17 protein-coding genes and 1 riboswitch are annotated in these 22,001 nt (G+C 72.9%); of the genes, 11 read left to right on the forward strand and 6 right to left on the reverse strand.

Annotation, left to right across the window (positions count from 1 at the left end; all coding sequences use genetic code 11):
* The first annotated feature begins 77 nt into the window (after positions 1–77).
* The 6 genes from OHB01_RS23885 (at position 78) to OHB01_RS23910 (ending at position 9,424) form a co-directional block, all read left to right on the forward strand.
* Entirely contained in the window at positions 78–3,077 is a 3,000-nt protein-coding gene (locus OHB01_RS23885; protein ID WP_328854006.1) for a primosomal protein N', read from the forward strand.
* A gap of 40 nt (positions 3,078–3,117) precedes the next feature.
* Positions 3,118–4,785: a hypothetical protein gene (locus OHB01_RS23890; RefSeq protein WP_142644970.1), complete on the forward strand. Its 1,668-nt coding sequence runs from the start codon at positions 3,118–3,120 to the stop codon at positions 4,783–4,785.
* 23 nt (positions 4,786–4,808) lie between these two features.
* Positions 4,809–6,050: a hypothetical protein gene (locus tag OHB01_RS23895; RefSeq protein WP_142644971.1), complete on the forward strand. Its 1,242-nt coding sequence runs from the start codon at positions 4,809–4,811 to the stop codon at positions 6,048–6,050.
* A 46-nt stretch (positions 6,051–6,096) separates the two neighbouring features.
* The gene (gene def / locus OHB01_RS23900; RefSeq protein ID WP_142644972.1) at positions 6,097–6,645 is read left to right on the forward strand and encodes a peptide deformylase; all 549 of its coding nucleotides are present in this window, start codon (positions 6,097–6,099) and stop codon (positions 6,643–6,645) included.
* Positions 6,645–7,574 carry a methionyl-tRNA formyltransferase gene (gene fmt / locus OHB01_RS23905; RefSeq protein ID WP_142644973.1) on the forward strand — a complete coding sequence of 310 codons (930 nt, stop codon included), beginning with the start codon at positions 6,645–6,647 and terminating at the stop codon, positions 7,572–7,574. The genes def and fmt overlap by 1 nt, the downstream gene beginning before the upstream one ends.
* Before the next feature lie 350 nt (positions 7,575–7,924).
* Positions 7,925–9,424: an RsmB/NOP family class I SAM-dependent RNA methyltransferase gene (locus OHB01_RS23910; RefSeq protein ID WP_419197549.1), complete on the forward strand. Its 1,500-nt coding sequence runs from the start codon at positions 7,925–7,927 to the stop codon at positions 9,422–9,424.
* A gap of 212 nt (positions 9,425–9,636) precedes the next feature.
* Here the strand turns inward: OHB01_RS23910 and OHB01_RS23915 are convergent, their stop codons facing one another.
* The gene (locus OHB01_RS23915) at positions 9,637–10,509 is read right to left on the reverse strand and encodes a winged helix-turn-helix transcriptional regulator (RefSeq protein ID WP_142644975.1); all 873 of its coding nucleotides are present in this window, start codon (positions 10,507–10,509) and stop codon (positions 9,637–9,639) included.
* 53 nt (positions 10,510–10,562) lie between these two features.
* Here OHB01_RS23915 and OHB01_RS23920 point away from each other — a divergent pair, with 53 nt between their 5' ends.
* On the forward strand, positions 10,563–11,849 hold the full coding sequence (locus tag OHB01_RS23920) for an MFS transporter (protein ID WP_147942206.1): 1,287 nt from the start codon (positions 10,563–10,565) through the stop codon (positions 11,847–11,849).
* A gap of 161 nt (positions 11,850–12,010) precedes the next feature.
* Positions 12,011–12,682, forward strand: coding sequence for a ribulose-phosphate 3-epimerase (gene rpe, locus OHB01_RS23925; RefSeq protein ID WP_142644978.1), 672 nt, complete (start codon positions 12,011–12,013; stop codon positions 12,680–12,682).
* Between the two features lie 295 nt (positions 12,683–12,977).
* Here the strand turns inward: rpe and OHB01_RS23930 are convergent, their stop codons facing one another.
* The 5 genes from OHB01_RS23930 to OHB01_RS23950 all read right to left on the reverse strand — a co-directional run bounded on the left by OHB01_RS23930 (position 12,978) and on the right by OHB01_RS23950 (position 19,035).
* Positions 12,978–14,009: an ABC transporter ATP-binding protein gene (locus OHB01_RS23930; protein ID WP_142644979.1), complete on the reverse strand. Its 1,032-nt coding sequence runs from the start codon at positions 14,007–14,009 to the stop codon at positions 12,978–12,980.
* Entirely contained in the window at positions 14,006–15,070 is a 1,065-nt protein-coding gene (locus OHB01_RS23935; protein WP_142644980.1) for an ABC transporter ATP-binding protein, read from the reverse strand. The genes OHB01_RS23930 and OHB01_RS23935 overlap by 4 nt, the downstream gene beginning before the upstream one ends.
* Before the next feature lie 50 nt (positions 15,071–15,120).
* Positions 15,121–16,101: an ABC transporter permease gene (locus OHB01_RS23940; protein ID WP_142644981.1), complete on the reverse strand. Its 981-nt coding sequence runs from the start codon at positions 16,099–16,101 to the stop codon at positions 15,121–15,123.
* A gap of 79 nt (positions 16,102–16,180) precedes the next feature.
* Positions 16,181–17,974 carry an ABC transporter substrate-binding protein gene (locus tag OHB01_RS23945; RefSeq protein ID WP_142644982.1) on the reverse strand — a complete coding sequence of 598 codons (1,794 nt, stop codon included), beginning with the start codon at positions 17,972–17,974 and terminating at the stop codon, positions 16,181–16,183.
* A 32-nt stretch (positions 17,975–18,006) separates the two neighbouring features.
* On the reverse strand, positions 18,007–19,035 hold the full coding sequence (locus tag OHB01_RS23950; RefSeq protein WP_142644983.1) for an ABC transporter permease: 1,029 nt from the start codon (positions 19,033–19,035) through the stop codon (positions 18,007–18,009).
* 339 nt (positions 19,036–19,374) lie between these two features.
* Positions 19,375–19,525: riboswitch (FMN riboswitch) on the forward strand.
* 130 nt (positions 19,526–19,655) lie between these two features.
* Here OHB01_RS23950 and ribD point away from each other — a divergent pair.
* From ribD to OHB01_RS23965, 3 genes are read left to right on the forward strand one after another with little or no spacing between them, the layout of a single operon-like run.
* Positions 19,656–20,762 carry a bifunctional diaminohydroxyphosphoribosylaminopyrimidine deaminase/5-amino-6-(5-phosphoribosylamino)uracil reductase RibD gene (gene ribD / locus OHB01_RS23955; RefSeq protein WP_260617012.1) on the forward strand — a complete coding sequence of 369 codons (1,107 nt, stop codon included), beginning with the start codon at positions 19,656–19,658 and terminating at the stop codon, positions 20,760–20,762.
* Entirely contained in the window at positions 20,763–21,371 is a 609-nt protein-coding gene (locus OHB01_RS23960) for a riboflavin synthase (protein ID WP_142644984.1), read from the forward strand.
* The gene (locus OHB01_RS23965) at positions 21,368–22,000 is read left to right on the forward strand and encodes a nicotinamide mononucleotide transporter family protein (RefSeq protein WP_142644985.1); all 633 of its coding nucleotides are present in this window, start codon (positions 21,368–21,370) and stop codon (positions 21,998–22,000) included. The genes OHB01_RS23960 and OHB01_RS23965 overlap by 4 nt, the downstream gene beginning before the upstream one ends.
* The last annotated feature ends 1 nt before the right edge of the window (position 22,001 follow it).

Raw genomic sequence — 22,001 nt, forward strand, 5'->3', positions numbered from 1 at the left:
CCCGCCGGGCATGTGGATGTCCACAGGCGGTGGGCGTACGTGCGATTGCGGCTCGCCGGGTCTGGTAGGACGTAGACGTGACCGAGCCGACCCGCGCCCCGCATCCTCAGGAGGCGCTCCTTCCGGCGCCCCCGGCCGCCGTACGGCGGCCCGCCGAGCGGGCGCGGGGCGCCGCCGCGCAGGGGCAGGGGCAGGGGCAGGGAGCTGCTGCGCCGGGGCAGGACGCGCGGGGTGAAGGCGCGACAGGCCGGGGCACGGCCGTGCGGGGCCAGGGCGCGGCGGCGAGAGAGCAGGGCGCGGCGGCGAGGGGGCAGGGCGCGGCGGCGAGGGGGCAGGGCGCGACAGCACGGGGCGCGGGGCGGGCGCGCGCGGGCGCGTCCAAGGGCGCGCGTGAGGCGGCCCAGAACCTTCCGGTCGCCAGGGTCGTGGTGGACACGCCGCTGCCGCACCTCGACCGCCCCTTCGACTACCTGGTCCCCACCACGATGGACGCCGAGGCGGTGCCCGGCTGCCGGGTGCGCGTCCGCTTCGCCGGGCAGCTCGCCGACGGCTACCTGCTCGAACGGCTCCCCGAGAGCGAGCACGAGGGCCGGCTGTCCTTCCTCGAACGGGTGATCTCCCCGGAGCCCGTCCTCACTCCCGACATCGCGCGGCTGGCCCGCGCCGTGGCCGACCGTTATGCCGGGACCATGTCGGACGTCCTGCGCCTGGCCGTTCCGCCCCGGCACGCCCGGGTCGAGGGCGAGGCGAGAACCCCCGCCCGCCGGGCGGCGTCCTCCGGTGACGGCGACGTTCCCCCGCCCGCCCCGGAGCCCGCCCCCGAGCCCGCCCCGGAGCCCGCCCCCGAGCCCGCCCCCGAGCCCGTACGCGCGACCGTGGACGACGGCCCTCCTTCGCACCCCGCCGAGGGCGCGGGAGAGGAGCCGGAAGCGCCCCCCCAAGACGCGGCGCACGCGGCGAGGGTCCACGGCGAGACCACGCCATCCGAGGGTGCGGGACCGGGGCGGGGGGTGGCCCCCGAAGACGCGGCGCACGCGGCGGCGGTCCACGGCGAGACCACGCCATCCGAGGGTGCGGGACCGGGGCGGGGGGTGGCCCCCGAAGACGCGGCGCACGCGGCGGCGGTCCACGGCGAGACCACGCCACCCGAAGCCACGCGACCCGAGGCGGTGCGAGGCGAGCCCGCCCCACACGAAGGCGCGCCACCCGAGGCCGCGCACGGCAAGGGGGCATCCCCGGCTGTGCCGGATGAGACCGCGCCGCAGGAGACCGGGCCACGCGGGGAGGCGGGGCGGCGGGCGGCGCGGGCGTATGGGGACGCCTGGAGGGCCTACCCGGCAGGCGCCAGCTTCCTTGAGGCGCTGGCCGAGGGCAGGGCTCCACGCGCCGTGTGGACGGCCCTGCCCGGCACGGATGCGGACGGGCCGGCGTGGCCGCGCGCCATCGCGGCCGCCGCGCGGGCGACGCTGGACGGCGGCCGGGGCGTCGTCGTGGTGGTGCCCGACGGCAAGGACGTCGCGCTGGTGACCGCGGCCCTGGGAGAGACTCCGCATGTGGCGATCACGGCGGACCTCGGGCCCGCGGAGCGCTACCGGCGCTGGCTCAAGGCGCTGCGCGGCGAGATCGGCATCGTGGTGGGCAACCGCCCCGCGGCGTACGCGCCGGTGGCCCGCCTGGGGCTGGCGGTCGTCTGGGACGACGGCGACGACCTGCACGCCGAGCGCCACGCGCCCTATCCGCACGCGCGGGAGGTGCTCGCCCTGCGAGCGCATCAGGCGGGGGCGGGCCTGCTCGTCGGCGGCTACGCGCGCACGGCCGAGGCAACGGCGCTCGTCGAGAGGGGCTGGGCCGCGCCGCTGGTGCCGGACCGGGGGGCGGTCCGGGCCCGGGCGCCCCGGGTGCGCCCGGCGGGCGACGACGCGGAGCTGGCCCGCGACCAGGCGGCCAGGGCGGCCCGCCTGCCCAGCATCGCCTGGCGGGCGCTGCGCGAGGGCCTGGAGCACGGCCCTGTGCTCGTCCAGGTGCCGCGCAGGGGCTATCTGCCCGCGCTGGCGTGCCGTCACTGCCGTGCCCCCGCCCGCTGCTCGGGCCTGCCGCAGGTGCGCCCGGCGGCGGCACCGGACGCCGCCCTGGGAGGCGCGCCGGCGCTCGGCGGCGACACGCGGGGCCGCGCCGCGACGGCCGCCGGGCGCGGATCGGGCGTCCATCGGCCCGTGGTCCCCGGGGGGACCGGCCAGGAGAGCGGCAGGGCGGGCGGCAGGGCGAGGCCGCTCGTGGACCCGGTGCCGGCGGAGCCCGCGGCCACCGGACCGGTGTGCTCGGGTCCGCTCGCGCTGCGCGGCGGGCACGCCGTGCCCTACTGCCGCTGGTGCGGCCGGATCGCGGGCGACTGGCGCTGCCCGTCCTGCGGCGGGACGGGTGTGCGGGCCGTCATCGTGGGCGCCCGCCGCACCGCCGAGGAGCTGGGCCGGGCCTTTCCCTCGGTGGCCGTGCGCACCAGCGGGCGCGACGGCGTGCTCGCGACGGTGAGCGGCGCCCCCGCGCTGGTCGTGGCGACGCCCGGGGCCGAGCCCGTGCCGGACGGCGGCTACGCGGCGGCCGTGCTGCTCGACGGATGGGCGCTGCTGGGCCGTCCCGACCTGCGCGCGGCCGAGGAGGCGCTGCGACGCTGGATGAACGCCGCCGCCCTGCTGCGTCCGGCGGGGGAGCTGGTCGTCCTGGCCGACGCCGGGGTGCCCGCCGTACAGGCCCTGCTGCGCTGGGATCCCGTCACCTTCGCGGAACGCGAGCTCGACGAGCGGGCCGAGCTGGGTTTTCCCCCGGCCGTCCGGATGGCGACGCTGACCGGCCCGGCAGCGGCGGTCAGGGCGACGCTGACGTCCGCCGGGCTGCCTCCCGGAGCGCAGGTGCTGGGGCCGGTGCCGGTGGACGGCGGGCTGGAGCGGGCGATGGTCCGGGTGCCGCGCTATCTCGGGTCCGCGCTGGCCCGGGCGCTCAAGGGGGCCTCCGGTGTGCGCTCCGCGCGCAAGGCTCCGGACGTGGTCCGTGTGAACATTGATCCGCTCGACCTCATCTGACCGATTCGCCTCGCACTAAGGGAGCCGTTAGCGTGCCTCTGTGTCGATCGAATGGGTGAACCGGGCCATCGACGGCCTGCGTGCCTGGGGGCGCGAGCGGAACGTCGAGGTCGACGTCGACGAGGTACGTCTGCTGTGCGACTACGCCAGCGACTACCTGGAGGTGAACGAACTGGGCGATTTCCGGCCGGGCACCTTCGAGGAGCTCCTGCTGGAGATCTATCCGCGCAAGGTCATCGCGCCGCCGGAGAGCGCGCCGGAGACGGTCGCCGCGGCGCGGACACTGGTCGAGTTCCTGCTGGACACGGGCGAGATCGGCAGCAAGACGGCCGTCCGGATGCGGGAGACCATCGACCGCATCGAGCCCGAGATGCCGCAGGCGCTGGCCGACACGTCCAAGTTCGGCATGGCCAAGAGCCTGTTCAGCGCCATCGGACCCGACGACCTGGAGCTCGACGCGGCCCAGTCCGCGCGGGCGGAGGAGGCGGCCGACGGCGGCGAGTGCGACTGCCCCGGCTGCGCGCCCCTGCCGCCCGTACGGCTCGCGCCGCGCGAGGAGGTGGCGCGGGCCGTACGCGAGGTGCCGCTGCTGCGCGACGCCCACCGGGTGGTGACCTGGCTGGCGGACGGCGGCCGCACGGTGACCAAGCGCCGGTCCATGCGGGTCAGGGACGCGCGGGCGTGCACGGCCGAGCTCGGCGTCGAGTGCCCGGAGCCGGCGTGGCGGCTCGCGCTCGATCTGGGCCTGGCCCGGCTCGACGGCACGGCCGTCGTGGTCGCGGAGGACTTCCGCGAGCTGGACGCGCGCGGCGAGGACGAGCTGCTCGATTTGTGGCGGTCGGCGCTGGAGTTCCTCGTGGAGAGGACCGTGCCGCTGACCGGGGAGGCGGTCGTGGACGAGGGGATGTCCCAGATCCACGACCTGCTCTATCGGCTGCAGTCGCCCGTCCCGGTGGACGCGCTCGCCGACTACCTGCGCGAGGTGGCCGCGGGTCGGCCCGTCGGGCGGCTCGACGAGGCGCTGGCCACGCTGGTGTACGCGGGAACGGTCCAGCGCACCGAGGACGGCCTGGCCCTGACCGCGCACGCCCTGTGGGGCCTGCGGGAGCTGTACGCAGGCATGGGCCTGGACGCGCCGCTCGCGCCCGCCCCGGCCGAGGGCGACGCGAGCGGGCTGATCGCCGGGCTGATCGGCGACGGCACGACCGACGAGGCGGCCGAGCGGGACATCGCCGAGTGGCTGTCGCGGCGCACCCCGGAGCAGGCGGCGGCGGAGCTGCTCGCCGCCGTGGCCGGCGCCCCGGCGGAGGTGCGCGGGGTCGCCGTGACCATCGTCGACCGGCTGGGCGTCGAGGCGGCGCCGGTCGTGCGGTCCTACCTGGACGACGCCGAGCTGCGCCCGCACGCCATCCACTGGCTCTCCTCGCGGGGCCTGGACGCGCCCGCGCTCACCCCCGAGGAGGTCCTGTGGGTGAGCGTCGACATGCTCGCGCTCGCGCTGCCCGCCGCCGAGGCGGACCCGGAGGGCTTCGCGGAGAACATCGCCGCCTCGGGGCCGCCCGCCCATCTGATCGAGGACATGTGGCGGGTGGATCACCCCGACGTGGTCGAGGTTCTCGAACTGCTCGGCAGCACGCTGACGGACCAGGCCGCCGCCAAAGCCGCCCGGAAAGCGGCTTTCAAGGCTCGTTCGCGGGGCATCAGGTGACTGCTGTGCAGTAAGTTGCTGGAATGGCCGACAGCGACGTGCTCACCTTTCCGCCGGTCGACATCGCCCCCGACGAGCAGCTCGTCCTCGCGGTTCGGGAGGTCCCGCTCGTGCGGGACGCCCGCCGCGTGGCCGAGTGGGTCGGGGCCCGCTGCGCGGCCTCTCCCCGGGGTGTGTGCGAGGTCACCGAGCAGGGGCTGCCGCACCCCGCCGAGGCCGAGGCGGTCGTCGCCGAGCTGGGCCTGGAGGCCGCCAGGCTGCGCCTGCTGTGGGTGGTCGCGGTCAACGGCCGCCTCGTGGAGGTCACCCGGCAGGGCGCCCGCCCCGGGCCCGGCGTGCCCGACCCGATGGAGTTCTGGGACGGCGTGGTCATGGACGTGCTCGACCGCACCGAGGAGGGCCTGACCGGGTCGGCGGTCATCGACGAGCACCTGACCGAGATCCTCGCCACGATCTACTCGGTGCGTGAGGGCATGCCGCTCGCCGCCCTGGCCGGCGGCATCCTCCAGGCCCACGAGGTGGGCTGCGAGGCGCGGCCGGCGGACCTGCGGCGGCTGCGGATGACGCTGCCGGGGGAGCTGGCGGCGGCCATGGCGCTGCTGGAGTACTGCGGGCTGATCGAGCTGACCGGGGAGCTCGTCCGGCTCACCCAGCCGGGCGTGTGGGCCGTGCGCCGCGACCTGCTCAGGGAGGGCCACGACGCGCCGTCGCTCGGCGAGGTGGCCGCGCTCGCCGAGCTGGGCGCCGCCGACCTCATCGACGCCATGCTGACCGGCCGGGCCTCCGCCAGCGCCGCCACGCTGTGGCTGGAGCGCCGGGTGCCCGAGGACGCGGCGCGCGAGCTCATCAAGATCGCCGCGTCGGGCAACGCCGCCCAGCGCGGCACCGCAGGGACCGTGCTGGAGGAGCTGGGCCCGGAGGCCGCGCAGGCCGTACGGGAGGCCCTGGACGAGCCGATGATGTGGCGCTACGCCGCCGCCTGGCTGGGCGTACGCGATCTGGAGGCGCCGGCTCTCGGCGAGGGCGACGGGGCCTGGGTGGCGGTGGACACCCTCGCCGCCCTGCTCTACATCGGCGCCCCGGTCGACTCGGTGGCCCACTTCGACCTCCTCGGGGAGGACCTGCTGACGCTGGTGCCCCAGATGGGCCGGGTCGACCACCCCGACGCTCTCGCGGTGCTGGAGATGCTCGGCAGGCACCACCCCGACCCGCTGATCGCGAAGACCGCCAGGAAGACGGCGATGAAGGTGCGTTCGCGCCCGTAGACTGGGGTGATCCTCCTCGTGTACGTGACGTGAACGGAGTCAACCCTTGGCCATTCAGCCGATCCGCCTGTTCGGCGACCCGGTGCTGCGCACCCCTGCCGAGCCGGTGGTCGACTTCGACAAGGAACTGCGCAAGCTCGTCAAGGACCTGACCGACACCATGATGGACGCGCCGGGCGCCGGCCTGGCCGCGCCGCAGATCGGCGTCGGCCTGCGCGTGTTCACCTACTACGTCGACGAGCAGCTCGGGCACCTCATCAACCCCGATCTCGACCTCGGCGGCGAGATCGACGAGGAGGGCGAGGAGGGCTGCCTGTCCTTCCCCGGCCTGACCTTCCCGACGCCCCGCGCGATCAGAGCGGTGGCCAAGGGCTATAACATGCACGGCGAGCCGGTGACGATCGAGGGCACCGACCTCATGGCGCGCTGCTTCCAGCACGAGACCGACCACCTCGACGGCGTGCTGTTCATCGACCGCCTCGACCCCAAGCAGCGCAAGCTCGCGATGAAGGCGATCCGCGAGGCCGAGTGGAGCGGCCTGTCGGCGCCGGTGGTGAAGGTCTCGCCGCACGCCACGCAGGGAAGGGCCCTGTAGTGCGCCTGGTCTTCGCCGGCACGCCCGACACCGCGCTCCCGTCGCTGCGCGCCCTGCTGGACTCGCCCCGTCACGAGGTGGCGGCCGTGGTGACCCGGCCCGATGCGCAGTCCGGCCGTGGCCGCAAGGTGCATCCCAGCCCGGTGGCGCAGCTCGCCGAGGAGTCGGGGATCGAGGTGCTCAAGCCGGCGAAGGCCGGAGACCCGGAGTTCCTCGACCGGCTGAGGGCGATCGGCCCCGACTGCTGCCCCGTGGTCGCGTACGGCGCCCTGCTGCCGCAGGCGGCGCTCGACATCCCCCCGCAGGGGTGGATCAACCTGCACTTCTCCGTGCTGCCCGCCTGGCGCGGCGCGGCGCCCGTGCAGCACGCCGTGCTGCACGGCGACGACGTCACCGGCGCCTCGACCTTCCGCATCGTGAAGGAGCTGGACGCGGGGCCGGTGTTCGGCGTGCTCACCGAGCGGATCCGGCCCGGCGACACGAGCGGGGCACTGCTGGCCCGGCTCGCGGACGCCGGCGCGGGGCTGCTGCTCGCCACGCTCGACGGGGTAGAGGACGGCACGCTGGAGGCGCGCCCGCAGCCCGCGGACGGCGTCAGCCTGGCCCCGAAGATCACGGTCGAGGACGCCAGGATCGACTGGACCGCGCCCGCGATGCGGGTCGACCGGCTGGTGCGGGCCTGCACTCCGGCTCCCGGCGCGTGGGCCGAGTTCCGCGGCCAGCGGGTCAAGATCGGGCCGGTGCGGCTCGCGCCCGACGCGGGCAAGCTCGCCCCCGGCGAGATCGCGGCCACGCGGAAGTCCGTCCTCGTCGGGACCGGCACCCACCCGGTGGAGCTCGGCGAGGTGCAGCCGCAGGGCAAGCGCCAGATGACCGCGGCCGAATGGGGGCGCGGCGTCCGGTTCGCGGATGGTGAGACCCTGGTCTGAACGGCCCCGCCCGCCACGGCCCCGGCATCGTTCCGGGAGACGCCCGGCAGGCAGTGGAATCCGCCGCCGAGCCGGAACCGTCCCGGTGGCCGGAACCAGGGCTGGCCGACCGGGCCGGCGGAACTAGGGCCGGCGGAACTAGGGCCGGCGGATCGGTGAGGGACAGGACCGAGGGCGGTAGCGCCGCACGTGCCTCCATCGAACGGGGCGGTGTCTAAGGTGACAGCGCCGAAGATGACAGGGCCGCGGAGGGCGGAGTAAGAGCGGCGGCATCTCAGGGTGAACAGGGTCGTGGCAGTGGTCGTGGCAGTGGTCGTGGCAGTGGTTGTGGCAGGGTCGAGGGTGACACCGTGAAGCAGGGCAGAGGGCAGGGCGGCGGCGCACGGCGTGGCCAGGGGAGCGGCCAGGGCGGCGGCCCGGGAGGCGACTCAGGACAGGCCCGCCCGGGACGCGGCGGCAGGCCGGGACGCGGCGGGCAGGCCGCGCACGCGGCGAAGGCCGGGCAGCCGAGGCAGGGCCGCGGACGCCCGCCCCGCGACGAGGCGCGCAACGCCGCCTACGACCTGATGCGGGCCGTCGACGAGCGCGACGCGTACGCCAACCTGCTCATGCCGACCCTGCTGCGGCAGCGGCGGATCACCGGCCGTGACGCGGCCCTCGCCACCGAGCTGGCGTACGGCACGCTGCGCGGCCTGGGGACCTACGACGAGGTCATCGCCGCGTGCAGCGACCGGCCGCCGGAGGAGGTGGACCCGCCGCTGCTCGACGCGGTGCGGCTCGGCGTCCACCAGCTTCTGCGCACCCGGATCCCGCCCCACGCGGCGGTCAGCGCGACCATCGACCTCGTGCGGCTGCGTGTCGGGCCGGGCCCGTCCCGCTACGCCAACGCCGTGCTGCGCAAGGTCGCGGGCCGCACGCTGGAGCAGTGGCTGGAGATCGTCGCACCGCCGCGTGACCAGGACCCGATCGGCAACCTGGCGATCGCCTACAGCCACCCGCGCTGGATCGTCACCGCCCTGCGCGACGCGGTCGGCGGCGACGTGGACGAGACGGCCGCGCTGCTGGAGGCCGACAACGAGCGGCCCCGCGTGGCGCTGGTGGCGCGGCCGGGCCGGGCCACGGTGGACGAGCTGGTCGCGGCGGGCGCCGAGCGGGCCGCCTACTCGCCGTACGCCGCCTATCTGCCGGAGGGCGACCCGGGCTCGCTTCCCGCGGTGGGGGAGGCGCGGGCCGCGGTGCAGGACGAGGCCAGCCAGCTCGTGGCGCTCGCGCTGACCCGTGTGCCGCTCGACCAGGACTTCACCTGGCTGGACATGTGCGCGGGCCCGGGCGGCAAGGCCGGGCTGCTCGACGCGGTGGCGGCCCAGCGCGGCGCCCGGCTGCTCGGCGCCGACGTGCAGTATCACCGGGCTCGGCTGGTGTGGGGCACCACCCGCGAGGCGAAGGTGATCACGGCGGACGGCACCCGGCCCGCCTGGCGGCCGGGCGTGTTCGACCGGGTGATGCTCGACGCCCCCTGCACCGGGCTCGGCGCCCTGCGCAGGCGTCCGGAGGCCCGCTGGCGGCGCGACCCCCGGAGCATCCCCGAGCTGACCGCGCTGCAGCGGCGGCTGCTCGGCTCGGCGCTGGAGGCCGTCCGGCCGGGCGGTGTCGTTGCGTACGTCACCTGCTCGCCGCACCTGGCCGAGACCCGCGCGATGGTGGAGGACGTGCGCGACCGCGTGGAGGTGCTGGACGCCCGCGCGTTCCTGCCGGAGGTGCCCGGTCTCGGCGACGGCCCGTACGCGCAGTTCTGGCCGCACCGGCACGGCACGGACGCGATGTTCCTCGCGCTGCTGCGCCGCACCTGACGGTCCCGCCGCAACGGCCCACAGCCGAACCGCCCACAGCCGCAACCGCCCACAGAGGAGACCACCCACAGAGACCACCCGCGGAGGAGACCACCCGCGGAGCCGGGCGTCTCCCGGGCGACGGTGAAGCGCAGGCGCGCGTCAGGCGGCCGGCGCGCGGGCCGCAGTCATCGGCCCGCGTACGCGCGGCTGATTGCGGGCGGCGGTGGATGTCATCGATCGCGGACGAGGGCGAGCATCTCGTCCACGGAACCGGCCGGATCGTTGATCGGGAACTGCACCGCCCGGATGATCCCGCCGGGGTCGGCCAGCAGCGTGAGGCGCTTGAAGCGGTCGACGCCGGCCGTCCGGAAGGTCGGCAGCAGCAGCCCTGCGGCGAGCCTGCTGTCCTGGTCGGACAGCAGGGGATAGGGCAACGTCGCATGCTCGACGAAGGCGGCCAGCTGGTCGGGCCGCTGCGTGCTCACGCCCCGGACCGCGGCGCCTGCCGCCTCGAAGCCGGCATGCCGTGACGCGTAGGTGAGCGCCTCCAGGGTGCATCCCTTCGTCCCCGGGATGTCGGTCCAGCCGGGCGGGTAGCCCTGGGTGCCCGGGGCGAAGGCACCGGGGAAGAAGAACAGCACGGTCCAGACGCCCGGCGCGACGGGCGTGACCGGCTCGCCGTCGTGGCGATCCAGCACGACGTCCGGCACCTTCCGGCCGACCAGATCGTGCACGCGGCGGCTTTCGGCGGACCCGTCCTCGCTGGTCGCGGTCAGCGCCCCGTCGCCCATCACATGCCTGGTGCCCCAGTCCTGCAGTGCGATGAGCGCCGGCAGCAGGCCCTCGCCCTTCGCGGTCAGCACGTAGTCGTAACGCGGCGGGTGCTCGGAATAGGGCCGCTTCTCCAGCACCCCGTGGTCGACGAGCCCGGCCAGGCGTTCGGCCAGCGCCCGGCGGCTGACGCCGAGCTCACGCTGAAGACCGTCGAAGCGGGTGATGCCGCCCGCGATGTCGCGAACGATCAGGAACGTCCACCAGTCGCCGATCACGCCGAGGGCCTGCGCGATACCGCAGTCGGAGTCGGGTAGATCCGCGCGCTTCACGCGCTCCAGTATAGTGCGTTTCAGATTGGAACTGACTGAGGAGAGGCGCGGGGATGGGAATGGACAGCGGAGGCGGGGCGGCCGTCTTCTGGCGGTGGTGGACGGCCGGCACGGTCAGCGCGGTCGGCTCGGCGGTCGGCGCGGTGGCGCTGCCGCTGACGGCCCTGACGGTGCTCGACGCCTCCGCGTTCGAGATGGGCCTGATCGCCGCCGCCGGTTACGTCGCCTGGATCGTGATCGGCCTGCCCGCCGGGGTGGTGGTGCAGCGGCTCCCCATGCGACGGGTGCAGGTCGGCGCCGACCTGGCCCGTGCGGCGGCGATCGTCTCCATCCCGCTGGCCTGGTGGTCCGACCGGCTGACGGTCGCCCAGCTCGTGATCGTGGCCCTCGTGACGAGCTTCGCGAACGTCGTCTTCGACGTCGCCAACTCGACCTTTCTGCCGTCGATCGTGAGCAGGGAGCAGTTGCAGTCGCGCAACAGCCTGACGTCGGGCACCCATGCCGCCACCCAGCTCGGCGGGCCGTCGGCGGGCGGCATCGTCGTCCAGGTGCTCGGGGCGGTGCCCACCCTCCTCGTCGACGCGGCCGGCTACCTCGTCTCGGCCCTGCTGCTGCGGACCCTGCCGGAACGCCGCGCACAGGCCCCCGACCGCTGGCCGCCGATGCGCGAGATGATCGGCGAAGGCTGGCGTTTCGTCGCGCGCCACCCGGTCATGGGCCCGTGCATGTGGGCCGCCACCGCGGCCAACGCGGTCTGCGGGGCACAGCAGGCGCTCTACGCGTTGTATCTCGTACGCGAGCTGCACGCCGCGCCCGGCCTCGTCGGCCTGCTGCTGGCGGCGGACGGCGTCGGCTCGCTGATCGGCGCGGCCCTGACGAACCGGGTCACGGCCAGGCTCGGCACCGCCCGGGCCCTGATCGTCGCCGGCTTCGCCGCGGTCGCCGGGGCGCTCGTCATTCCCCTCGGCGCCGGCTGGCCGGGCTTCGCCGCCTTCGCCGTGGGCAACGTGGTGTTCGCCGCCGGCATCGTGACGTTCAGCGTGGTGACCCGCACCTATCGGCAGATCGCCAGCCCGCCCGGCCTGCTGTCCCGGGTGATGGCCACGGTGCGCTTCGTCTCCTGGGGCGCGATCCCGGTCGGAGGCCTGGTCGCCGGAGCGGTCGCCGGGATGCTCGGCGGCCGGATCACGTTGCTGATCTTCGTCGTCCCGGCCGTCTGCATTCCGCTGGTGCTGCTGGCCTCACCGATCCGGCGCCTGCGCGACCTCACCGACTATCGGCGGAGCGGCGACTCCACCGGCCCGCCCGCGCATCGGCGGCAGCTCGCCGCCGAAGCCTGAGCGGGCACCCGCGCCCTGCCATCGGGGACGACGGGGCCGTCGGGGTCGTCGGGGTCGTCGGGGCCGTCGGGGTCGTCGGGGTCGTCGGGGTCGTCGGGGTCGCCGGGGTTGCCGGGGGAAGGAGCGGGACGGAGGTCCCGGCGAAATAGACTGCAGGCACTATGGCCGTTCAGATCTCGCCCAGCATCCTGTCCGCGGACTTCGCCCGCCTCGCCGACGAGGCCGCACGCGTCAAGGACGTCGCCGACTGGCTCCACGTCGACGTCATGGACTATCACTTCGTGCCGAACCTGACGCTCGGCCTGCCGGTCGTCGAGTCGCTGCTGAAGACCACCTCGACGCCGATCGACTGCCACCTCATGATCCAGGACCCGGATCGATGGGCGCCGGACTACGCGGAGGCGGGCGCGGCCAGTGTGACGATCCACGCCGAGGCGGCCAAGGCCGCCGTGCGCACGCTGCGGGCGATCCGCGCCGCCGGGGCCAGGGCAGGTCTGGCGTTGAACCCGGCGACCGCCGTCGAGGGGTACGAGGACCTGCTGCCCGAGATCGACATGATGCTCGTCATGACCGTCGAGCCGGGCTTCGGCGGGCAGCGCTTCCTCGACATCGTGCTGCCGAAGCTGTCGCGGGCCCGGGCGCTGATCGACAAGTACGGCGGCGAGGTGTGGCTCCAGGTCGACGGCGGTGTCTCCGCGGAGACGATCGAGCGCTGTGCCGAGGCCGGGGCCGACGTCTTCGTGGCGGGCAACGCCGTCTACGGCTCCGACGACCCCGCCCGCGCCGTCCAGGAGCTCAGGAGCCTCGCCGAACGGGCCGCCCCGCCCGCCTGAACGCCCCCGCCCGCCTGAACGGCCCCGCCCGCCTGAACGGCCCCGCCCGGCCCGTCGCCGAGCACACGGCAGGCACCTGCGCGTCGGCGCCTCCGGGGCCGGAATCCTGCGCCGCAGGGCGGCTGACGGCGGTGGCCGTCACCGCTTCGGGCGTCCCCGGGGGACAGCGGCGCCGACCACCGGGCCACGCCGCCGGTGCCGCATCCGTACGGCAGGGCAGCGGGCGTACATCGGACGAAACGACGACGGGCGCGACCCCCGAGGGGGCCGCGCCCGTCGCGCGTGCCGGGAAGCGTCAGGCGAGGGCGGGGTCGAGGACCACGTCCTCGCCCTGCGTGGTGGGCGCCTCGGGGAAGTGGCAGGCGGTCAGGTGACCCTCGCGGTTGCCGCTGAGCCTGACCAGGGGCGGCACCTCGGTGGCGCACTTGTCCTGGGCCTTCCAGCAGCGCGTGCGGAACCGGCAGCCGGACGGCGGGTTGATCGGCGACGGGACGTCGCCGGCCAGGCGGATGCGCTCGCGCGGCTCGCTCGACACGTCCGGCTCCGGCACGGCCGACAGCAGGGCGTGCGTGTACGGATGCCGGGGCCGCTCGTAGATCGACTCGCGGTCGCCCACCTCGACGATCTTGCCGAGGTACATGACGGCGACGCGCTGCGAGAAGTGCCGGACGATCGCGAGGTCGTGCGCGATGAACAGGAACGCGATGCCGAGGTCGCGCTGCAGTTGCTGCAGCAGGTTGACCACCTGGGCCTGGATGGAGACGTCCAGTGCCGAGACCGGCTCGTCGGCGATGATGAGCTTGGGGTCGAGCGCCAGGGCCCGGGCGATCCCGATGCGCTGCCGCTGGCCGCCGGAGAACTCGTGCGGGAAGCGGTTGTAGTGCTCGGGGTTGAGGCCGACGATCTCCAGCAGTTCCTGGACCCGCTTCTTGCGCCCGCCGGGCGGGTTGATGTCGTTGACCTCCATCGGCCCGCGGATGATCGTGCCGACGGTGTGGCGCGGGTTGAGCGAGCTGTAGGGATCCTGGAAGATCATCTGGATCTCGGACCGGATCGGCTTGAGCTGCCGGCGCGAGTGGTGGCTGATGTCCTGGCCCCGATAGAGGATCTTGCCGGAGGTGGGTTCGAGGAGGCGCGCCGCCAGGCGGCCGCTGGTGGACTTGCCGCAGCCCGACTCGCCCACCAGGCCGACGGTCTCGCCCTCGCCGACCGTGAGGTCGATGCCGTCCACGGCGTGGACGGCCCCCACCTGGCGCTTGATCAGCGCACCGCCCCGCACGGGGAAGTGCTTGACCAGGTCCTTGAGCTCCAGCAGCGTCTCGTTCATGCGTGGTCCTCGGTCTTCGCGGTGCGGAGCTCCCTCTTCTGCTCCAGCGTGAGGTAGCAGGCGTCGCCGTGCCCGGTCTCCGGGGAGATCGACGGCCGCTGGCCGAAGCACAGCTCCGGCCCGGCGAGCTTCGTGTAGTCGCAGCGCGGGTGGAAGGGGCAGCCGGACGGCGGGTTCAGCAGGCTCGGGGGAGTGCCGCGCACCGGCATCAGCGGGACGTCGACGGGCGCGTTCAGGCGCGGCATCGACGACAACAGGCCCCACGTGTAGGGGTGCTGCGGCTCGCGCAGCACCTCGCGGACGGTGCCGCGCTCGGCTGCCCGCCCGGCGTACATGACCATGACGTTGTCGGCGGTGCCGGCCACCACGCCGAGGTCGTGGGTGATCAGGATGATCGCGGTGCCGAACTGCTGCTGGAGTTCCTTGAGCAGGTCGAGGATCTGCGCCTGCACGGTCACGTCGAGCGCGGTCGTCGGCTCGTCGGCGATGAGCAGGTCGGGGTCGCACACCAGCGCCATCGCGATCATCGCGCGCTGGCGCATGCCGCCGGAGAACTCGTGCGGGTAGCTGTCCACGCGACGCTCCGGCTGCGGGATGCCCACCCGGCGGAGCATCTCGATGGCCCGGTCGCGGGCCTCCTTCTTGCTCGCGCCCTTGTGCTTGCGGTAGACCTCGCCGATCTGCCGGCCGATCGTGTGGAACGGCGACAGCGCGGTCAGCGGGTCCTGGAAGATCATCGCGACGCGGTTGCCGCGGAGCTGCTCCATCGTGGTGCGGTCCGCCGAGATCAGCTCCTGGTCCTCCAGCCAGATCTCCCCGCTGATCTTCGTGTGTGCGGGGTCGTGCAGGCCGAGGATGGCGAGGTTGGTCACCGACTTGCCCGATCCGGACTCGCCGACGATGCCGAGCGTGGTGCCCTTCTCCAGATCGAAGGACAGGCCGTCGACGGCGTGCACGATGCCGTCCTCGGTGCTGAACTCGACGCTCAGGTCGCGGACGGACAGGAACGGCCCGGGGCCGCGCGAGGTCCCCGGCTCGCTGCTCCACGACACGGTGGTCACTTGCTGCTCCAGTTCCCGGTTCGACTTGGTAGGGCGTTGGTAGGGCGGGCTCAGGTCAGGCGGACCCGCGGGTCGATGAACGCGTAGAGCACGTCCACCACGATGTTCAGCAGGACGATCGCCGCCGCGCCCACGATGGTCACGCCGAGCAGCATCGGCAGGTCGGTGTTCTGCACGGCGCGTACGGCGAGCTCGCCGATGCCGTGGAGGCTGAACGTCTGCTCGGTGATGATCGCGCCGCCCAGGAGCGTTGCGAGGTCGACACCGAAGATCGTGACGATGGGGATCATCGCGCCGCGCCAGGCGAAGCGGAAGAAGACCGCCTTGTTCGACATGCCCTTGGCGCGGGCCGTACGGACGTAGTCCTCGGTGAGCTGCTCGACCATCTGCGAACGGGTCATGCGGGTGTAGTTGGCGGTGAAGATGATCGACAACACCACCCACGGCAGCAGCAGGTGGGTGAACCAGTCCAACGGGTTCTCGGTGATCGGCACGTACGACGGGCGGGGGATCAGCTGCAGGGTGTCCACGAGGTAGAACGCCAGCAGCGGCCCGACGAAGTAGATCTGGAGCGAGGCTCCGACGACCGACGAGGCGCTCGCGATCTTGTCGAGCGGCTGCCCGACCTTCCAGGCCGCGATCATGCCGGTCATGATGCCGAACGCCAGGATGACCACCGACGCGCCCAGGGTGAGCGACAGCGTCACCGGGAAGCGGTCGACGATGGCGCCGAAGACGGGCTCCTGGGTGGCGAAGGAGTAGCCGAGGCAGGGCGCCGGGCACTCGCCGAACTGGACGAACTCGCGGCCGGTGAAGATGCCCGCCAGCCAGTGCCAGTACTGCACGAAGAGCGGCTCGTCCATGCCCAGGTTGTGCCGGATCAGCGCCAGTGTCTCGGGCTGGCAGATCTTGCCGCAGAACGCCCGGGCAGGGTCACGCGGGACGGCGTAGAAGAGGTAGAACGTGATCGCGCTGATGATCATCAGGATCACGAGGGCGCCGGCGACGCGGCGTACCAGATAGCTGGTCATGGTCTCGCACTTGCTCCTGCGGGCGGGACGGGCCTGGGGCCCGCCGCCCCGGCGAAGGGGCGGCGGACCCTGGTTGCTGCTACTTCACGTAGATGTCGAGGGCCGACTGCTCACCCTCGATCGGGTCGAACTTGACCCCGCCGAGGCCCGAGCCGTACAGACCGAAGTAGGTCTGGTAGAACTCGGGGACGATCGCGGCCTGGTCCATGATCTGCCGGTCGATCGCGGCCCACGCCTTGCCGGCCTCGACCGGGTCGCTGATCGCGTTGGCCTTGTCGATGGCGTCGTTGATCTCCGGCACGTTGAGGTGCGTGTAGTTCGGCTGGTTGTCGGAGATCAGCCGGCCGTCGTACTGCGGCTGGATCGCGGTCGATCCGGTCGGCCAGTCGGCCGCCCAGCCGCCCCAGTAGATGTCGTACTTGTTGTCCACCGGGCCGATGGCGTCGTAGTACGTCGTCGGGTTGAGGGGCTTGGCCACCACGTTGAAGCCGGCCTTGGTCAGCGCCTCCTTGATGGCGACGGTGACCTTCTCCTGGACCGGCGTCTGGTTGTAGGCGTAGACGACGGTCGGGTTCGGGGTGCCCGACTTGGCGAGCAGCGCCTTGGCCGCCTCGGGGTCGCCCTCGGGCTTGGCGAGCTTGTTGTACAGGTCGAACTGCTCGTAGCCGAGGACCGTCGGGCTCATGACCGTCGTGGCGATCTTGCCGGCCGCGATCTCGCCGCCCTCGAGCTGCTGGATCTGCTTGGACGGCCAGGCCGTGATGATGGCCTTGCGGACGTTGACGTCGGTGATCCGCTTGGTGTTGATGTTGTAGAAGGTCGTGAACGGCGTCAGGCCCTGCAGCGACCGCTTCATCAGCTCGGGGTTGCCCAGCACCTCCTGGACCCGCTCGGGGGCGACCGGGTTGTGGAAGGTGAACGCCTGCTTGTCGGTGCCGGTGTCGGCCATGAAGCGCTCGGTGGTCTGCTGCGCCTGCAGGCCGAACTCCATGTGGAACTTGTCCGGGTACGCGTGCCGGATGGGGTCGGTCTTCGGGTCCCAGTTCGGGTTGCGCTCCAGGTCCAGCGACTTGTCCGTGATGTGGCTCACGATCTTGTACGGACCCGAGGAGAACGGCTGCTTGTCGTACTTCTGCTTCGTGTCGTGCGCCTTGGGCACGGCGCCGTAGCCGGTCATGGCCACGGTGAAGTTGAAGTCCGGGTGTTCCCCGTTGAGGTGGAAGACCACCGTCTTGTCGTCCGGAGTCTCGATCGTGTCGAGCTCCTTGCCGTCGTACGGGCCCTTGTACTGGTCGCGGAACGGCTTCTTCGGGTCCGGGACCAGCCACGTCTCGGCGTAGTCCGGGCCCTCGGTGATGAAGTCGGCGAACAGGCGCTCGAAGCTGTACTTGATGTCAGCGGAGGTGATCGGCGAGCCGTCCTCCCACTTCAGGCCGTCCTTGAGCGTGAACTTCCACGTCTTGCCGTTGTCGGTGGTGGTGCCGGTGTCGGTCGCCAGGTCGCCGACGAGCTTGATGTTGCCCGAGTCGTCGTGCTTGTACGCGGTGAGCTGGCGGGTGAACAGGTGGGACACCGAGGAGTTGTAGTTCACGTAGACGCGGCCCGGGTCCAGGTGGCTGAAGTCGTCCCGGTCGATCATGTAGACCGTGCCGCCGGACTTGGCGCCCGGAACCTCGGGGGCGGGGCCGGTGGAGTCGGCCGCGGTGCCGACCGAGATGGCGCTGACGGCCTTGTTCTCCAGCGGCTTCTGCGAGGTGCCCGCAGCGCCCTGGGGTGCCGCGCCGCCCCCGCCCTTGGCGCAGCCGGCGAGGGCGAGCGCGCCCACCGCGAGCACGGCCGTCATCGAGGCGATCCGCCTGCTATGCGATCTCATGTGGTCCTTCCTATGGGGGAGAGCGCGTGTGGTCAGCGCTTTGTCTTGGGGTCGAAGGCGTCGCGAATGGAGTCCCCGAGCAGGTTGAAGGCGACCACGAAGATCAGCATCGAGACGCCGGGGAACAGGAGGTAGGTCACGTCGGAGTGGTAGACGTTCACTCCCACCTGGAACATCCGGCCCCAGTCGGGGGTGGGCTCCGTCATGCCGACGCCCAGGAAGCCGAGACCGGCCTCGGCGCCCACGTACAGCGGGAGCGCGAGCGTGGACTGGATGATGATCGGAGTCCAGAGGTTGGGCAGAAGCTCTTTGAAGATCACCCTGAACGGCGACGCGCCGGTGACGCGGGCGGCCTCGACGAACTCGCGCGCCCGCAGCGACAGCACCTGTGCGCGGAGCAACCGGGCGATCGTGGCCCAGCCGAGGACGGTGAGGACGACGCAGATGGACACGTAGCGCAGCCAGACGGGCGTCTCCTCCTCGGGCAGCACGATCGCGGCCTCGACGACCGGCAGGAACACGATCAGGAAGAGCTGCGAGGGGAAGGCGAGCAGCGTGTCGATGACCCGCCCGATCACGTAGTCGGTCTTGCCGCCGAGGTAGCCGGAGGTGATGCCCATCGCGACGCCGATGATGGTGGTGATCACCGTCACGACGAGGGCGATGCTCAGCGAGGTGCGGATGCCGTACACGAGCTGCGTGAACACGTCGCGACCCAGGCCGGGCTCCAGGCCGAACCAGAAGTCGCCGCTGATGCCGCCGTTGGGCGCGATCGGGTAGCCGAAGTCGTTCAGCAGGCCGGGCTGGTTCTGCCCGTAGGTCGTGTACGGATCCTTGCCGTACAGCGCGGAGATCACGGGAGCCAGCAACGCGATCAGGAAGAACGCGAGCACGATGATGGCCGATGCCACGCCCGTTTTGTCGCGCCGGAAGCGGCGCCACATGAGCTGGCCGGGCGAGCGGCCGACGACGGCGGGACCGGAACCGGCCGTGCCCGCGGCGTCCGCGGCGTCCGCGGACTCCGCGCCGGCGTCGGTCGCGGTCGAGGAGGGGAACGTCATGGTGCGGTGCTCCCGGATGGACCATTAACGATCGGAAGAGATCCGACTATAGGGAACCCTGGCAACTAATTTTGCGGGGGTCAATCACTTGAGGCGGGTAGTTCGCCGCTTGCTTGCTTCGTTGTGCAAAGTAAATCACCTTGTGTCCTGCGACCGCATTGACCTCGTTATACGTGGCGCGGAACACTACTTATTACACAAATCCTTTTGTGTCACAGCTTTGTGACACAACTCGCACACCGCTGAGACGAAACGCAACTGCTAAGCGTGTGCCGCAGATCACCCCAATCCCACCTTCGGGCCACGAGCCGGGCACGGCTACACTGACGGGTAGCAGAGCAGCGTGCTCCGGGGTCGGTGTAATTCCGAACCGGCGGTGACATCCCTGCCCCCAGGGGTGAAGTCCGCGACCCGGCCGAAGCCATCGGCCGGTGGACCTGGTGAGATTCCAGGACCGACGGTGAAAGTCCGGATGGGAGGAAGCGCGCGAACGGGCGGTCGTGGTGCCGCCGGGCGGCCGTGTGGCCGCGCCGGAGCGAGGCCGTCCGTGCAGATGATGCGAGGCCGCATCCCGAACAACCCCGGGGCCCGCCGTAGACAACGGCGAGAGGAAGACCGGGGTGACCTCACGGGACATCCTTCACATGCGGCGCGCGATCGCGCTCGCCGCCCGGGGACTGGGCGGCACCAGTCCCAACCCCGTCGTCGGCTGTGTGATCCTCGATCCGTCGGGCGAGGTCGCGGGCGAGGGCTTCCACGCCTACGCCGGAGGGCCGCACGCCGAGGTCGTGGCGCTGCGCGAGGCCGGCGAACGGGCCAGGGGCGGCACGGCCTACGTGACGCTGGAGCCCTGCAACCACACCGGCAGGACCGGCCCCTGCTCCGCCGCCCTCCTCAAGGCGGGCGTGGCCCGGGTCGTCGTCGCCGTCTCCGATCCCAACCCGAAGGCCGCGGGCGGCGCCGCCGTCCTGCGGGAGCACGGCGTGGTGGTGGACGAGGGCGTGCTGACCGCCGAGGCCGAGGAGGTCAACGCCGCCTGGCTGACCTACGTCCGGGCCGGCCGGCCGTACGTGACCTGGAAGTTCGCCGCCACCGTGGACGGCCGCTCGGCGGCAGAGGACGGCACCAGCCAGTGGATCACCTCGCCCGAGGCCAGGGCCGACGTGCACCGGCTGCGGGCCGAGAGCGACGCCGTGATCGCCGGGATCGGCACCGTGCTCGCCGACGACCCCCGGCTCACCGCCCGCGTCCCCGCCCCGCTCCGCGAGGCGCCCGTGCTGCGCGTGGTCGTGGACTCCGGCGCCCGCACCCCGGCCGCCGCCCGCGTCCTGGACGGCGAGGCCCCCACGCTGGTCGCCGTGGCCGAGGACGCGGCCGTCCCCGCCCATCTGTCCCCCCACGCCGTACGGCTCCCGCGCGTCCCCGGCGGGATCGACCTGCGCGCCCTCCTGGCCGAGTTGCACGGCAGGCAGGTCGTGAGCGTGCTGATCGAAGGCGGGCCCGTCCTCGCCGGCGCCTTCCTCCGGGAGGGCCTGGTCGACCGGGTCGTCGGCTACCTCGCCCCGGCCCTGCTGGGTGCGGGGGCGGCCGCGCTCGGCCCCGCGGGCGCCTCCACGATCACCGAGATCCACCGGCTGGAGTTCGCCGGCGTCACCCCTGTCGGGCCGGACCTGAGGCTGGTCCTGCGGCCCAAGTCCTCCGCCCCGCAGTCCCCTAAGGAGAGCTGAATGTTCACCGGAATCGTCGAGGAGCTCGGCGAGGTCGTGGCACTCGAACCGCTGGGCGACTCCGCGCGCCTCACGGTGCGCGGCCCGCTCGTCACCGCCGACGCCCGGCACGGCGACTCGATCGCCGTCAACGGCGTCTGCCTCACGGTGGCCGGCGCGGAGGGGGACTCCTTCACCGCCGACGTGATGAAGGAGACCCTCGACCGGTCGTCGCTCGGGGCGCTGCGCCCCGGCTCACGGGTCAACCTGGAGCGTGCCGTACGCGCCGACCAGCGGCTCGGCGGGCACATCGTGCAGGGCCACGTGGACGGGACCGGGGAGGTGCTGTCGCGCGAGCCCGGCGAGCACTGGGAGGTCGTGCGGCTCTCGCTGCCCGCGAACCTCGCCCGCTATGTCGTCGAGAAGGGCTCGATCGCGGTGGACGGCGTCAGCCTCACCGTGGCCGCCGTGACGGACGACACCTTCTCCGTCAGCCTGATCCCCACCACCCTCGACCTCACCACGCTCGGCCGCAAGCAGCCGGGCGAGCCGGTCAACCTCGAGGTCGACGTGATCGCCAAGTATGTCGAGAAGCTCACCGCGGCGACCGCCAAGGGGGCCTCGGCATGAGCTGGACGGAGGCCGGGTTCGACGTCTTGGGGCAGCACGTCCTGTGGACCGACCTGGTGGGCAACGTGTGCGCGCTGGGCACGGTGTGGCTCGCGATCAAGAAGACGATCTGGACCTGGCCGGTGCAGCTCGTCGGCTCCGTGCTGCTGTTCGTGGCGTCGTTCAGCGCGCACATCACCGGCAACGCGCTCAAGCAGGCGCTGTTCGGCATCCTCGCGGTCTACGGCTGGGTGAAGTGGTCGCGCGGCACCCGCGGCGGCGCGGAGCTGCCGATCCGCTCGGCGCGCGTCCGGGAGCGCGGGGCGCTCGTGGCCGTCATGATCGCCGGGACGGTCGCGGTCGCGCTGCTGTTCACCTTCCTCAACTCCCGGGGCTGGAACATCTCCTGGGCGCCGTGGCCGGACGCCTACATCTTCGTCGGCAGCGCGGTGGCGACCTGGGCGCAGGGCAAGGCGCTGGTCGACTTCTGGATCATCTGGGTCGCCGTGGACCTCGTGGGGGTTCCGCTGGCGTTCAGCTCCGGGCTGGTGGTCTCCGGCCTCGTCTACGGACTGTTCTTCGTGATGGTGATGATCGGGTTCCGTGACTGGCTGCGCCAGTCGCGCGGGTTGCGGGCGGTGACCGCATGAG

This window comes from Microbispora hainanensis (assembly GCF_036186745.1).
GTDB lineage: Bacteria > Actinomycetota > Actinomycetes > Streptosporangiales > Streptosporangiaceae > Microbispora.